Here is a 13755-nt window from a genome sequence, read left to right on the forward strand (position 1 = left end):
TGGGTTTACGGCGTGTCCCGCCTGGCCGCCCCGACCCATCCCAGCACGTATCAACACAGAGTCATGAGCGCTGTTGCTGTTGCTGTTGCCCCAAAAGCCTGCCGCAGGCAGCGCCGCAGCCGCCGCTGCAAGAAAATCTGAATACGTTCGAACAGCCCACCTCAATCCCCCGCCCCCGCGGCCGATAACGGTCATGTCACCGCTGCTCCCGACCAGCACCGGCGCCTCCACCCACCACGACCCGGGTACTGCTCGATGAATCTCCTGCATCGCTGGCAACACTACTTCAGCAATCTCTCCGTCCGACGCAAGCTCAATCTGCTCACGCTGCTGATCGCGCTGGGCGTGATCGCGCTCTCGGTGATCGCTGCCCGCATGCAGTACCTGGACCTGACCGATACCCGCAAGTCTTCGCTGAAGACCCAGGTCGAACTGAGCTACGGCATCCTCGACCACTACCATCGCCTCGCCGGAACCGGAGAGCTCAGCGAAGAGGCTGCAAAGGCCGCCGCGCTGCAGGCGCTGGAGGTCATGCGCGCGCACAACGACACCTACTACTACAACATCTACGACACCGGCTATCACGTGCTCATGCACCCGTTCCGCAAGGATCTGGTGGGCAAGGACATGAAGGATTTCCGTACCGGCGATGGCATCCGCATCTACTACGACCAGATCGAAGCGGCCAAGGCCGGCGGCGGCTTCGTCGCCTACCGCTGGGCCAAGCCCGGCGAGAAGGGCGAGGTCGAAAAGGTCGCCTATGCCGGCATGTTCAAGCCCTGGAACTGGGTGGTCAGCAGCGGCGTCTACATGGATGACGTGCAGCAGCAGGCACTGGTCTTCACCGCCATCATGACCCTGGCCGGCGGCGTACTGGTGCTGATCGTGCTGGCGTTGAGCTGGGTCATCGGCAACCGCATCGCGCGACCGCTGAAGCAGGCCACCGCCGTGGCTGAAGGCATCGCCGGCGGCAAGCTGGACAGCCACATCGGCCCGCAGCCGCATGACGAACCCGGTCGCCTGCTCGAAGCGATGTCACGCATGCAGCAGCAGCTGCACGCGGTCATCAGTGGCCAGCGCGAAATGGCACGCCGTCACGATGAAGGTGAACTCAGCTACCGCATCGACGCCAGCGCCTTCCCCGGCGAGTACGGGCTGATGGTGCAGGAAACCAATGTCCTGGTCGGCAGCCACGTGCAGACCCTGCACGATGTACTGAACGTGGTGCAGCAGTACGCCGTCGGCGACCTCAGCGGCGACATCGCCCGCTACCCAGGCGAAAAGGCGGCGATGACCACCACCGTCGACACGGTCAAGGCCAACCTCGGCCGCATCAATGCCGAGATCAAGCAGCTGGCCAGTGCTGCAGCTGCGGGTGACTTCAGCCAGCGCGGCGACGCACAGCGCTTCGATCACGATTTCCGCACCATGCTGGAAAACCTCAACGCCATGATGGCGGTCAGTGATGACAACCTCGGCAAGCTCTCGCAGCTGCTGTCGTCCATCGCCGACGGCGACTTGACCGCCCGCATGCACGGTGACTACCAGGGCGTGTTCGCGCGCATGCGTGACGATGCCAACGCCACGGTCAGCCAGCTGACCCAGATCGTTGGCCAGATCCAGCTCAGTGCTTCCAGCATCACTTTGTCGGCCGGCGAAATAGCCTCGGGCAACAGCGACCTGTCGCGTCGCACCGAACAGCAGGCGGCCAATCTGGAAGAAACCGCCGCGTCGATGGAGGAACTGACCTCCACCGTGCGCCAGAACGCCGAACACGCGCGCCAGGCCAACCAGCTTGCCATCGGTGCGCACGGCGTGGCCTCGCAGGGCGGCAGCGTCGTTGGCCAGGTGGTCACCACCATGTCGGCCATCGAAGCGTCCTCGAAGAAGATCGCCGAGATCATTTCGGTCATCGATGGCATCGCCTTCCAGACCAACATCCTGGCACTGAACGCTGCGGTCGAATCCGCCCGTGCCGGCGAACAGGGCCGCGGTTTCGCTGTGGTCGCCAGCGAAGTGCGTACCCTCGCCCAGCGCTCGGCCGCCGCCGCCAAGGAGATCAAGGGGCTGATCGACGAATCGGTCGGCAAGGTCGCCGAAGGCTCCAGCCTGGTCCACCAGGCCGGCAGCACCATGGGCGAGATCGTCGCCTCGGTGCAGCGCGTCACCGACATCATGGCCGAGATTTCCGCCGCCTCGCAGGAACAGTCGGCCGGCATCGAGCAGGTCAACCAGACCGTGGTGCAGATGGACGAAACCACCCAGCAGAACGCCGCGCTGGTGGAAGAAGCCACTGCTGCAGCGCGGGCGATGGAGGAACAGGCCGCGCAGCTGGCCGACGCCGTGGCGATCTTCCGCCTCGACAACCAGGTTGCCGTCGCAGTGAAGGCGGTGACCGCCAAGGTCGCGCCGAAGGCCGCCAGTCCTGCGCCTTCGCGGCCGTTGTCGACGCCCGCACCGATCCGCCGTACCCACTCCAGCGCCGTCGTCTCCAACGACGGCGACTGGCAGGAATTCTGATCCTCGCGGCGGCTGCGGCCGCCGCCCCGCCGATGGACACGTCACCCGTGCAGAGCCCTACCCCCATCGTCAGCGGTACGCGCGAATTCGAGTTCGCCGACCGTGATTTCCGCCGCGTCTGCGACCTGATCTACCAGCGCGTGGGCATCGCCCTCGCCCCAGCCAAGCGCGACATGGTGTACGGACGCCTGTCGCGTCGGCTGCGCACGCTGGGCATGCGCAGTTTCCAGCAGTACCTGGATCACCTGGAACAGGGCGATGGTGACGAGTGGCAGGCATTCACCAATGCGCTGACCACCAATCTCACCGCGTTCTTCCGCGAGCCGCACCATTTCGACAAGCTGCGCGAGGAGCTGCAGCAGCGCAACGGCCGCGGCCCGCTGCTGCTGTGGTCGTGCGCCGCCTCCACCGGTGAAGAGCCCTACTCGATGGCGATCACCGCCTGCGAAGCGTTCGGCACTCTGAAGCCACCGGTGCGCATTGTCGCCACCGACGTCGATACCCAGGTCCTGGCCACCGCCGGGCGCGGTGTCTACAACATCGACCGTGTTGCTGGCCTCGATCCAGACCTGCGTCGCCGCTACTTCCAGCGTGGCAGCGGTCCCAACGAAGGCCAGTGCCGCGTGCTGCCGGCGCTGCGCGAGCTGATCGAGTTCCGCCCATTGAACCTGCTGGCACCGCGCTATGACGTCGGCGGTCCGTTCGACGCACTGTTCTGCCGCAACGTGATGATCTACTTCGACAAGCCGACCCAGCGCGCGATTCTTGGCCGCCTGGTCAACCACCTGGCCGACGACGGCCTGCTCTACACCGGCCACTCGGAGAACTACCTGCACGCCGCCGATCTGATCCAGCCCTGCGGCCGTACCCTGTACCGGCGCGCGCAGGGAGCCAGCGCATGAATGCTTCGCTGCGCACCGATGATGTGATGCGCTACCAGGACGCACGCTTCAAGACCATCGCCGCCAAGCTGCTGCCGACCCAGTACCTGGTGGTGGATGACACCACTGCGCTGACCACGACCCTCGGCTCCTGCGTGGCGGCATGCCTGCGCGACCCGGTGCTGAAGATCGGCGGCATGAACCACTTCCTGCTGCCCGAGGGCAACGCCGGCGACGGCGCGCCCGCACGCTATGGCAGCTATGCGATGGAACTGCTGATCAACGACATGCTCAAGCGCGGCGCCCACCGCAAGCGCATCGAGGCGAAGGTGTTCGGCGGTGCCAACGTGCTGAAGGGCTTCACCAGCAATCCGGTAGGCACGCGCAACGCCGAGTTCGTGCGTCAGTACCTGCAGGCCGAGCACATCCCGATCCTCGCCGAAGACCTGTGCGGCATCCACCCGCGCAAGATCTGGTTCTTCGCCGATACCGGCCGCGTCGTCGTGCAACGCCTGCCGCATGCACACGAAGCCGAAGTGGCCGCGACCGAATCGGCCGTGCGCGCACGCCTGTCCAAGGCCCCGGTCACCGGTGGCGTGGAGCTGTTCGAATGACCCTGACCGGCAACGCCCCCTGCCGGGTCCTGATCGTCGACGATTCTGCCGTCGTGCGGCAGATGCTCACCGAAATCCTGTCCAGCGATCCGGCCATCGATGTAGTCGGTACTGCCGCCGACCCGCTGCTGGCCCGCGAGAAGATCAAACGCCTGGCTCCGGACGTGATCACCCTGGACGTGGAAATGCCACGCATGGATGGCCTGGCGTTCCTGGAAAACCTGATGCGCCTGCACCCGCTGCCGGTGGTGATGATCTCTTCGCTGACCGAACGCGGTGCCGATACCACCCTGCAGGCGCTGGGGCTGGGCGCGGTGGACTTCGTCTCCAAGCCCAAGCTTGATGTAGCCCGCGGCCTGCAGGCCTATGCCGATGAAATCATCGCCAAGGTGAAGATGGCTGCGCGCTCACGGGTACGCCCGCTGGTGCGCGTGGCTGCACCGAAACTCACGCTGGACGCCGCCCCTGCCGTGCGTCCGGCAGCAACGCAGTTCCGCACCACCGACCGTCTGATCGCCATCGGCTCGTCGGCCGGTGGTACCGAAGCACTGCGTGTGGTGCTGGAAGGCATGCCCGCCGACGGCCCCGCAGTGGTGATGACCCAGCACCTGCCCGCCAGTTTCAGCACCGCCTTCGCCGAGCGTCTGGACCGCCATTCGGCGATGGCCGTACGCGAAGCCAGCGATGGCGAAGCGGTGCTGCCCGGCCACGCGTACCTGCCGCCCGGCGGCAAGCACCTGCGGATCATCCGCGACGGTGCGCGCTGGCGCTGTCGGGTCGACGACGGTCCGGCGGTAAACCGGCACAAGCCGGCGGTGGACGTGCTGTTCCGTTCGGTGGCGCAGGCCGCAGGTGGCAATGCCATCGGCGCCATCCTCACCGGCATGGGCGATGACGGCGCACGCGGCCTGCTGGAAATGCGCCAGGCCGGCGCCCCGACGCTGGTGCAGGACGAGGCCACCAGCGTGGTCTGGGGCATGCCCGGCGCAGCGTTCAAACTTGGCGCGGCCGAGGAACAGGTACCGCTGGAGCGCATTGCCGAGCGTTTGCTGGCGCTGGCACGCGGCTGATGGGACGGCTGTAGAGCCGAGCCCATGCTCGGCTGCTTTTCGGGCCCCGCTCCGGCAAGCCGAGCATGGGCTAGGCTCTGCCGGCCATCACGCAACAAAAAACTTCGGCATTCACCGGGGTTCTTCGGTTCAACGGGCTGCCCGCATCTGTGCTTTGATAGCCGTATTGCACAAGGAATGCTGCGCATGATCACAGGGATATGGAAGGCCGTGCTGACGGCCACACTGCTGTCACTGCCACTGGCACCCGCCGTCGCCAGTGGTGATCTGTTCTACTTCCAGGCCAAGCAGGGTGATGTGTTCTTCATGCTGATGCTGGTGGGGCGCGAAGACCCCGGCGCGGTGAGCGTCAGCTGGAAAGGCGCGTCGATCCCGAAGTATCCGAACGTTCATCGCCGCTACTACATCGAATTCGACCGCGCAAAGCGCCAGGCCTACGTGCGTCCGCTTACCCGTGATGGACTGCCCTGGTTCGAGATGGACGTCTCCGGCGGCCGGGGCAATGTGCTCTTTGCCGGGAAGCGCCTTCAAGGCACTGCCGACTGGACCATCCAGTAGCAGACAACCCTCGGAATGCGCCCGTGGTTCTCCGCTTCAACTGCCTGCCGGGCAATGCCCGGCACCGCCACATCACGCAGTCGCAGTCGCAGTTACGGTCCCGACACCGTGATCCGCACCTTTCCGCGCACCGGTACGCCATCCCTGCTGGCGGCGTTGTAGTTCCATCGATACGCCGCCTCCACGGCCGCCGCATCCAGCGCCGCCGATCCACTGCCGCGCGCGATCTCCACAGCATACGGGCGGCCCTGCTCGTCTACGTCCACCAGCAGCGTGGCCGCACCAGCTCCGCGCTCGGGTGGCTGATGGTTCTCAAGCTGCACGGGATGCTGCCGCTGCGAGTCGGCATCGACCGAGGCGTAGGTTTCCACCTTTTCGGCTGTCTCAGACCTTGACGCGTTGGCCCGGGCGATCTCCAGGAACTGTTCCTGCAGCAGGAACACCCTGCGCTCGTCAGCGCTCATCCGCGTATCGGCAGACGCTTCATCGGCCCGCACATCCTGCTGCGCGATTGCAGCCGGTGCCATGGCCCAGCCCGCCATCATCGCTGCCAGCGCTACCCAGTGTCGTCGATCCGCCAACATCCATGTCCTCCTGAAAAAGCAGGTCGAAGTCTAACGCGCAGCCAGCGCCGCTGGCGCCCACAAAAAAACCCCCGGCTTTCACCGGGGGTTCTTCGTTTACATCATCAACCGATCAGCAGGATCAGGCAGCGACCGTGTTGGCCACGTCCTGGTATTCCTCGATCTGGTCAAAGTTCATGTAGCGGTAGATCTCCGCGCCGCTGGCGGCGATCACGCCCACATCGGCCATGTACTCTTCCTTGGTCGGAATGCGGCCCAGGCGCGAGCAGATCGCGGCCAGTTCCGCCGAACCCAGGTACACGTTGGTGTTGCGGCCCAGACGGTTCGGGAAGTTGCGGGTCGAGGTCGACATCGCGGTGGAGCCTTCGCGGATCTGCGCCTGGTTGCCCATGCACAGCGAGCAGCCCGGCATTTCCATGCGTGCGCCGGTGGCGCCGAAGGTGCCGTACACGCCTTCCTTGGTCAGCTCGGACGCATCCATCTTGGTCGGCGGGGCCACCCACAGGCGGGTCGGCAGGTCGCGCTTGCCTTCCAGCAGCTTCGCAGCGGCACGGAAGTGACCGATGTTGGTCATGCACGAACCGATGAACACTTCGTCGATCTTCGCACCAGCGACTTCGGACAGGGTCTTCACGTCGTCCGGGTCGTTCGGGCAGGCCACGATCGGCTCGTGGATGTCGGCCAGGTCGATCTCGATGACGGCGGCGTACTCGGCGTCGGCATCCGGCTCCAGCAGCTCCGGGTTGGCCAGCCACGCTTCCATCTTCTCGATGCGACGCTGCAGCGAACGCGGATCCTGGTAACCCTCGGCGATCATCCACTTCAGCAGCGTGATGTTGCTGGTCAGGTACTCGATGATCGGTTCCTTGTTCAGGCGCACCGAGCAGCCGGCAGCCGAACGCTCGGCCGAGGCATCGGACAGTTCGAATGCCTGTTCGACCTTCAGTTCCGGCAGGCCTTCGATCTCCAGGATGCGACCGGAGAAGATGTTCTTCTTGCCAGCCTTGGCCACGGTCAGCAGGCCCGACTTGATCGCGTACAGCGGGATCGCGTTGACCAGGTCACGCAGGGTCACGCCCGGCTGCATCTTGCCCTTGAAACGCACAAGCACCGACTCCGGCATGTCCAGCGGCATGACGCCGGTGGCAGCGGCGAAGGCAACCAGGCCCGAACCGGCCGGGAACGAAATGCCCACCGGGAAACGGGTGTGCGAGTCACCACCGGTGCCGACGGTGTCCGGCAGCAGCATGCGGTTGAGCCAGCTGTGGATCACGCCGTCACCCGGACGCAGCGAGATGCCTCCGCGGGTGGAGATGAATTCCGGCAGGGTGTGGTGGGTCTTGACGTCCACCGGCTTCGGGTAGGCCGCGGTGTGGCAGAACGACTGCATCACCAGGTCGGCCGAGAAGCCCAGGCAGGCCAGGTCCTTCAGCTCGTCGCGGGTCATCGGGCCGGTGGTGTCCTGCGAGCCCACCGAGGTCATCTTCGGTTCGCAGTAGGTGCCCGGGCGCATACCCTGCCCTTCGGCCAGGCCACAGGCGCGGCCGACCATCTTCTGTGCCAGCGAGAAGCCCTTGCCGGTATCGGCCGGCTGCACCGGCAGGCGGAACAGGTCGGTCGGGGCCAGGCCCAGCGCTTCACGCGCCTTGCCGGTCAGGCCACGGCCGATGATCAGCGGAATGCGGCCACCGGCACGCACTTCGTCGAACAGTACTTCGGACTTGACCTGGAACTCGGCGATCACTTCGCCGTTCTTCAGCGCCTTGCCGTCGTACGGACGCAGCTCGACCACATCGCCGTGCTCCATCTTCGACACGTCCAGCTCGATCGGCAGCGCGCCGGCATCTTCCATGGTGTTGTAGAAGATCGGTGCGATCTTCGAACCCAGGCAGACGCCACCGGCGCGCTTGTTCGGGATGTACGGAATGTCATCACCGGTCCACCACAGCACGCTGTTGGTGGCCGACTTGCGCGAAGAACCGGTGCCGACCACGTCGCCGACATAGGCCACCAGGTGGCCCTTGTCCTTCAGCGACAGGATCTGCTGGATCGGGCCACGCTTGCCGTCTTCTTCCGGGGTGAACGCTGCATCGTCACGCTTGTTCTTCAGCATCGCCAGGGCGTGCATCGGAATGTCCGGGCGGGTGGTCGCGTCCGGTGCCGGCGACAGGTCGTCGGTATTGGTTTCGCCCGGCACCTTGAACACGGTGACGGTCAGGCTCTGCGGCACTTCCGGGTTGCTGGTGAACCACTCGGCATCGGCCCAGCTCTGCATCACGGACTGGGCGTTGGCGTTGCCGGCCTTGGCCTTTTCCTGCACGTCGTGGAAGGCGTCGAACACCAGCAGGGTCTTCTTCAGCGCGTCGGCAGCGATGGCGCCGACGCTGGCGTCGTCCAGCAGCTGCACCAGCGGCGCGACGTTGTAGCCGCCCAGCATGGTGCCCAGCAGTTCGGTGGCGCGCTCGCGGCTGATCAGCGGGTTCTGCTCGCTGCCCAGTGCGATCGCGGCCAGGTACGAGGCCTTGACCTTGGCAGCGTCATCGACGCCGGCCGGCACCCGGTGGGTCAGCAGGTCGAGCAGGAACTCGGCCTCGCCCTGCGGCGGGTTCTTCAGCAGTTCGATGACATCGGCCGTCTGCTGCGCGGTCAGCGGCAGGGGCGGGATGCCAAGCGCAGCGCGCTCGGCGACGTGGTGGCGGTAGGCTTCCAACATGACAACTCCCGGGTAATGCGTGAGGTGAATAAAAAGTGGGCTCAGGCTTGCGGCACGATCAGCTTCAGGCCCTTGAAGTAGTCGCGATAAAACGTGTCGTTCCAGGTGATCAGGCCATCGCACTGCAGCAGGGCGTGGGCACCGATCATGAATTCGTCCAGGCCACGGCGCTGGCCGCTGCCGCGCTGGCGATGGCGGCGGTGCATTTCACCGGCGCGCAGTGCCGATTTGGCTTCCAGCGCGTTGAAGTGCACGCCCATTTCTTCCAGCGCTTCCAGTACCTCGGCACCGCCGCGCAGGGCGGCGCAGATCTCGGCCAGGGTGGCGCCGCAGACCACCACGCGGCCGCCGACCAGGCTCTGCCGCAGGCAGGCTTCCACCGCATCGGCCTGCGGGCCGTTGCTGAGCAGTTCGACCAGCACCGGTGAATCGACGGCGATCATCACCGCTTACTCCTCGTCGCGCAGGTCGCGCACGGCCGCGTCGGCCGATTCGAAGCCGTCCAGCGAGAACTTGCCGCGGGCGCGGGAGATCGCATCGTCCACGCTCTTGCGCAGGATGATCCGGCTGCCTTCCAGCTCCACCTTCAGCAAGGTGCCCTTGGTCAGGCCCAGCGCATCACGCACTGCCTTGGGCAGGGTGATCTGTCCGCGTTCAGCAACGGTGGCTTCCATGGGGTACGCCTCAAAAAGTATGTATGAATTATACATACCCGTCGCATCCGGAACAAACCACCTGATATGTGACCTTCATCCCGCGTCAGTCGCATCCGGGGGTTAGACTCCCTCGGCAGCCCTGCTGCGCTCCGGCTGGACGCCCCCGGCGCTCCTACCGCACCTATCCGCTCCATAAATAAGGAAGTTTCATGCGCGCTCTCACTCTTGCCCTGATGCTGGCTGCCCCGTTGGCCCTGTCGGTCCCGGCGGCCCACGCCTTCAACCCGTTCGGTGCCTACGTAACCGGCACCGAGATCACCCCGGCGCAGATGGACGCGGCGGAGATCGGCAAGACCACCCAGAAGCAGGTCAGCGAGGCCTTTGGTGCACCCAATCGCCGCGAGCAGCTGGGCGACACCCAGGTCTGGTACTACGACTTCACCAAGATCAAGAGCTTCGGCAAGAACATCAACGAATCGACCGTCTTCGAATTCAACAAGGCCGGCGTGCTGACCGCCAAGTCCAAGAGCAACGGCACCAGTGGCGCCAAGACCGGCAACCCGCTGCTGGATGCCGCCAACGGCAAGTAACTCCTGCAGCCGATGCATTCCTGGACGGGGCGCCCATGAGCGCCCCGTCTGCGTGCGGGCCGGCGCAAAAACGATGGGTACGCTGACACGAAGGCTACACACATCGCTGTAACCTTGCGTTCCAAGCCTGCCGGGTCATTGCCGGGCGCTGGATCGCCGATACTGGGCAGGATCCGGGGCCGGAGTGCCACCGGCAAACGCAAGCAGGCCCGCCCATGCGGGCCACTGCAAGCCATCCGCAAGAGGAGTCATCCCGCATGAGCGATTCGTTCTCCACCCGCAGCCAGCTGGACGTCGGCGGCAAGACCTACGACTACTTCAGCCTGCCCAAGCTGGGCCAGCGCTTCGACATCTCCCACCTGCCCTACTCGATGAAGATCCTGCTGGAGAATCTGCTCCGGCACGAGGATGGCGGCGTCACCGTCGGCAAGGATCACATCGAGGCCGTCGCCCGCTGGCAGCCCAGCGCAGAGCCCGACACCGAAATCGCCTTCATGCCCGCACGCGTGGTGCTGCAGGACTTCACCGGCGTGCCCTGCGTGGTCGACCTGGCCGCGATGCGCGATGCCGTGGTCAAGCTGGGCGGTCGCCCCGAACAGATCAATCCGCTGATCCCCTCCGAACTGGTCATCGACCACTCGGTGCAGGTGGATGTGTTCGGCAAGCCCGACGCACTGGACCTCAACGGCAAGATCGAGTTCCAGCGCAACCAGGAACGCTACGGCTTCCTGCGCTGGGGCCAGAAGGCCTTCGACAACTTCAAGGTGGTGCCGCCCAACACCGGCATCGTCCACCAGGTCAACCTGGAAAACCTGGCCCGCGTGGTGATGACCGCGGACAAGGACGGCAAGGCCATCGCCTACCCCGATACCGTGTTCGGCACCGACAGCCACACCACGATGATCAACGGCATCGGCGTGCTCGGCTGGGGCGTGGGCGGCATCGAGGCAGAAGCAGCCATGCTCGGCCAGCCCTCGTCGATGCTGATTCCGCAGGTGGTCGGCTTCAAGCTGACCGGCAAGCTGCCCGAAGGCGCCACCGCCACCGACCTGGTGCTGACCGTCACCCAGATGCTGCGCAAGCTCGGCGTGGTCGGCAAGTTCGTCGAGTTCTATGGCGACGGCCTGCAGCACCTGCCACTGGCCGACCGCGCGACCATCGGCAACATGGCCCCGGAATACGGCGCCACCTGCGGCATCTTCCCGATCGACAACGAATCGCTGACCTACCTGCGCCTGTCCGGCCGCAGCGAAGAGCAGATCGCCCTGGTCGAAGCCTATGCCAAGGCGCAGGGCCTGTGGCACGACGCCAACAGCCCGCATGCGCAGTACAGCACCACGCTGGAACTGGACATGGGCACGGTGAAGCCCTCGCTGGCCGGCCCCAAGCGCCCGCAGGACCGCGTGCTGCTGGAAGACGTGCAGAAGAACTACCGCGACGCGCTGGTCGGCATGACCGCCAACCGTGACAAGCGCAGCGAGGATGTCTCCACCTTCGTCAATGAAGGCGGCGGCGCCGCCGTGGGCAACGAGCAGTTGGCCAAGGGCTACGCCGACATCGAAATGGACGGCAGGAAGGTGCGGCTGAAGGATGGCGCGGTGGTCATCGCCGCCATCACCTCGTGTACCAACACCTCCAACCCGGCGGTGATGATCGGCGCCGGCCTGCTGGCCCGCAACGCGGCCGCCAAGGGCCTGGATCGCAAGCCATGGGTCAAGACCTCGCTCGGCCCAGGCTCGCGTGTGGTCACCGACTATCTGGAAAAGGCCGGTGTACTCACCGAGCTGGAAAAGATCGGCTTCTATGTGGTCGGCTATGGCTGCACCACCTGCATCGGCAACTCCGGCCCGCTGCCGACCGAAGTCAGCGCCGGCATCGCCAGTGGTGATCTGGTGGTGACCTCGGTGCTGTCGGGCAATCGCAACTTCGAGGGCCGCGTGCACCCCGAAGTGAAGATGAACTACCTGGCCAGCCCGCCGCTGGTGGTGGCCTACGCCATCGCCGGCACCACCGACATCGACCTGACCACCGAGCCGCTGGGCACCGGCAGCGATGGCCAGCCGGTGTACCTGCGCGACATCTGGCCGAGCAACAAGGAAATCGGCGACGTCATCGCCGCTACCGTCGGCCCGGAGATGTTCAAGCAGAACTACGCCGACGTGTTCAAGGGCGATACCCGCTGGAACACCATCGCCTCGCCGGACGGTGATCTGTACGAATGGAGCGACGCCTCCACCTACATCAAGAACCCGCCGTACTTCGACGGCATGACCATGCAGGTCGGCACCATCGATGACGTGCACGGCGCGCGGGTGATGGGCCTGTTCGGCGATTCGATCACCACCGACCACATCTCCCCGGCCGGCAACATCAAGAAGGATTCGCCGGCAGGCCGCTTCCTGCAGGAGCGCGGCGTGCAGCCGGCCGACTTCAACAGCTACGGCAGCCGCCGCGGCAACGATGACGTGATGGTCCGCGGCACCTTCGCCAACATCCGCATCAAGAACCTGATGTTCGGTGGCGAAGAAGGCGGCAACACCCTGTACTACCCGGCCAACGGCGGCCAGCCGGAAAAGCTGGCGATCTACGATGCCGCCATGAAGTACAAGGCCGACAAGGTGCCGCTGGTGGTGCTGGCCGGCAAGGAATACGGCACCGGTTCCTCGCGCGACTGGGCCGCCAAGGGCACCCTGCTGCTGGGCGTGAAGGCGGTCATCGCCGAGAGCTTCGAACGCATCCATCGTTCGAACCTGGTCGGCATGGGCGTGCTGCCGCTGCAGTTCCGCAACGGCGAAAACGCACAGTCGCTGGGCCTGGATGGTTCGGAAGTGATCGATGTCACCGGCCTGCAGGATGGCGCCAGCAAGCGCGCCACGGTCACCGCGACCAAGGCTGATGGCACGAAGAAGACCTTCGAAGCCTCGGTGATGCTGCTGACCCCGAAGGAAGTGGAGTACTTCCGCCACGGCGGCCTGCTGCAGTACGTACTGCGCCAGCTGGCTGCGCGTTGATCGATCGCACTGCATAGGTAGAGCCAGGCCATGCCTGGCTGCTGTCAGCGGAAAGACGAAAGGGCCGGATCCTCGCAGATCCGGCCCTTTGCTTTACACGTTATGGGCGCACAGCAAACAGATGCCACGCGGTCCGCTGCGGGGGCCCATGCGCATCCAGAAAGCCCAGCCCCTCTTCCCACAGCGTGTGCCCGTCGGCCGCATCGACATTGATGACCTGCACCACCATCACACCTCCCGCATGCGGGGTGTCCTCCATGCGGTAGCAGACCGCCCCCTGGCCATTGCGATACAGGTTGAACTGGAATCCCGACGGGCACTGCACGCCGGTCACCTGATAGCCGCTGACCACTCCACTGTCCATGGTATTCATGTGGATCGAGTAGAGCGCCAGCCCGCCCGCATGCGGAGCCAGCTGCAGGCGCACCGGCGCGGTTTCACCCAGCACCAGCACCGGGAAATCCAGCTGCACAGGAGGGGCGGCCACCGCCGCCGGCAGGCAGCAAAGGGAGAAAATCAGGGAAACAACCAGGGTACGGACCATCGCGCGACTCCTTC

Annotated in this window: 12 protein-coding genes; 7 read left to right on the forward strand and 5 right to left on the reverse strand. The window is 65.4% G+C overall.

What is annotated here, in order from left to right; translation table 11 throughout:
* Nucleotides 1-255 precede the first annotated feature (255 nt).
* The 5 genes from H3005_RS05790 (at nucleotide 256) to H3005_RS05810 (ending at nucleotide 5643) form a co-directional block, all read left to right on the forward strand.
* Nucleotides 256-2520 carry a methyl-accepting chemotaxis protein gene (locus tag H3005_RS05790; protein WP_191077757.1) on the forward strand — a complete coding sequence of 755 codons (2265 nt, stop codon included), beginning with the start codon at nucleotides 256-258 and terminating at the stop codon, nucleotides 2518-2520.
* Between the two features lie 32 nt (nucleotides 2521-2552).
* Nucleotides 2553-3422: a CheR family methyltransferase gene (locus H3005_RS05795; protein ID WP_099818374.1), complete on the forward strand. Its 870-nt coding sequence runs from the start codon at nucleotides 2553-2555 to the stop codon at nucleotides 3420-3422.
* Complete coding sequence (cheD, locus tag H3005_RS05800) at nucleotides 3419-4015, forward strand: chemoreceptor glutamine deamidase CheD (protein ID WP_025878962.1); 597 nt, start codon at nucleotides 3419-3421, stop codon at nucleotides 4013-4015. The genes H3005_RS05795 and cheD overlap by 4 nt, the downstream gene beginning before the upstream one ends.
* Complete coding sequence (locus H3005_RS05805; RefSeq protein WP_100552458.1) at nucleotides 4012-5085, forward strand: chemotaxis response regulator protein-glutamate methylesterase; 1074 nt, start codon at nucleotides 4012-4014, stop codon at nucleotides 5083-5085. The genes cheD and H3005_RS05805 overlap by 4 nt, the downstream gene beginning before the upstream one ends.
* A 186-nt stretch (nucleotides 5086-5271) precedes the next feature.
* Nucleotides 5272-5643: a hypothetical protein gene (locus H3005_RS05810; protein ID WP_133120067.1), complete on the forward strand. Its 372-nt coding sequence runs from the start codon at nucleotides 5272-5274 to the stop codon at nucleotides 5641-5643.
* A gap of 92 nt (nucleotides 5644-5735) precedes the next feature.
* On the opposite strand, the gene H3005_RS05815 is transcribed toward H3005_RS05810, so the two are convergent.
* From H3005_RS05815 to H3005_RS05830, 4 genes are all read right to left on the reverse strand, one after another.
* A complete protein-coding gene (locus H3005_RS05815) occupies nucleotides 5736-6227 on the reverse strand; it encodes a TonB family protein (protein ID WP_100552456.1) in 492 nt (163 codons plus the stop codon).
* Between the two features lie 121 nt (nucleotides 6228-6348).
* Nucleotides 6349-8940 (reverse strand): bifunctional aconitate hydratase 2/2-methylisocitrate dehydratase, encoded by a 2592-nt coding sequence (gene acnB / locus H3005_RS05820; protein WP_100552455.1) that lies wholly within the window; start codon nucleotides 8938-8940, stop codon nucleotides 6349-6351.
* 41 nt (nucleotides 8941-8981) lie between these two features.
* Nucleotides 8982-9383, reverse strand: coding sequence for a type II toxin-antitoxin system VapC family toxin (locus H3005_RS05825; RefSeq protein WP_089240966.1), 402 nt, complete (start codon nucleotides 9381-9383; stop codon nucleotides 8982-8984).
* Nucleotides 9384-9389: 6 nt separating this feature from the next.
* Nucleotides 9390-9614, reverse strand: a complete 225-nt coding sequence (locus H3005_RS05830; RefSeq protein ID WP_025878955.1) for an AbrB/MazE/SpoVT family DNA-binding domain-containing protein — start codon at nucleotides 9612-9614, stop codon at nucleotides 9390-9392.
* A gap of 191 nt (nucleotides 9615-9805) precedes the next feature.
* Here H3005_RS05830 and bamE point away from each other — a divergent pair, with 191 nt between their 5' ends.
* Both bamE and acnA read left to right on the forward strand, forming a co-directional pair.
* Entirely contained in the window at nucleotides 9806-10186 is a 381-nt protein-coding gene (gene bamE, locus H3005_RS05835) for an outer membrane protein assembly factor BamE (RefSeq protein ID WP_100552454.1), read from the forward strand.
* Between the two features lie 257 nt (nucleotides 10187-10443).
* The gene (gene acnA, locus H3005_RS05840; protein WP_100552453.1) at nucleotides 10444-13197 is read left to right on the forward strand and encodes an aconitate hydratase AcnA; all 2754 of its coding nucleotides are present in this window, start codon (nucleotides 10444-10446) and stop codon (nucleotides 13195-13197) included.
* A gap of 100 nt (nucleotides 13198-13297) precedes the next feature.
* On the opposite strand, the gene H3005_RS05845 is transcribed toward acnA, so the two are convergent.
* The gene (locus H3005_RS05845; protein ID WP_223880084.1) at nucleotides 13298-13741 is read right to left on the reverse strand and encodes a hypothetical protein; all 444 of its coding nucleotides are present in this window, start codon (nucleotides 13739-13741) and stop codon (nucleotides 13298-13300) included.
* Nucleotides 13742-13755 lie beyond the last annotated feature (14 nt).

It is taken from the genome of Stenotrophomonas sp. Br8 (genome assembly GCF_014763005.1).
Taxonomy (GTDB): Bacteria; Pseudomonadota; Gammaproteobacteria; order Xanthomonadales; family Xanthomonadaceae; genus Stenotrophomonas; species Stenotrophomonas lactitubi.